Genomic DNA, 928 nt, shown 5'->3' on the forward strand with positions numbered 1-928 from the left:
AATACGGTGACTAAAACCGCTACCAATACGGCAGACATCGACAAATCAAATTCAACACGTAGTTCAACGTCAGGCAATAGCGGCGCAATGACAGACGATAAACTACCACTAACTAGCTGGCCTAAAACAAGTCCAAGACAAACAACAACAAGTCCAATAAATCCAAGTTTTAGGACGTACACTAATACGACCTCACGCCCGGTAAGACCAAGTGTTTTAAGAATCGCCACACTTCGAATTTGCTGAGAAGAATACTGCCTCGCAGCAAGTGATATGGCCAACGAAGACAACAATGCAGCCAAACACGAAGACAGCAATAAAAACGCCTCTGCTTTTTGAAGCGCCTCGGCAATCGCAGGGCGCGAATCAGCAACACCTTCGTAACGCTGACTATTATCGAGCTGCTCAACAATCCAATCATCGAAAACTCGCAACTGCTCGATATCACCCGCAAAATAGTAGCGATACTTTACCCTACTACCGGGCTGAACAACCTGTGTCGCCGCCAAATCATCGAGACGCATTAATAGCCTAGGCTGTATATCCCCCAGGTTAAAACCGATATCAGGCTCTTGAATCAGAGCAGGCCCAACTAGTAGATCAGCATCCCCCACACCGATGCTATCGCCCAGTTTTACGTTAAGCAGATTATTAAGGCGCGACTGCATTGCTATATTACCTGAGGCGACTTTGCTACCTTGAGGCTGACCAGATAACTGAAGTGAACCTAGCAATGGGTATGCATTGTCAACAGCCTTGACGGATACAAGCTGGCTAGCCGAATCGCTAAAAACCATCGACCGAAACTCTACTGCTAAGCCATGTCGTAAACCTATCTGATTCGCGTATTCAAGAACCACAGGATCTAACTCTCGGGGCGAGACGACTTGCCTATCCGCCGCCAGCAATTCACTTGAAGAACTATTAA

The 928-nt window shown here is 46.9% G+C and carries 1 protein-coding gene; it reads right to left on the minus strand.

The window, feature by feature from the left end; genetic code table 11:
* Nucleotides 1-928 (minus strand): FtsX-like permease family protein (locus A3739_RS16145; protein ID WP_156502624.1); only part of this gene is annotated, 928 nt, incomplete at both ends.

The organism is Oleiphilus sp. HI0067 (genome assembly GCF_001635735.1).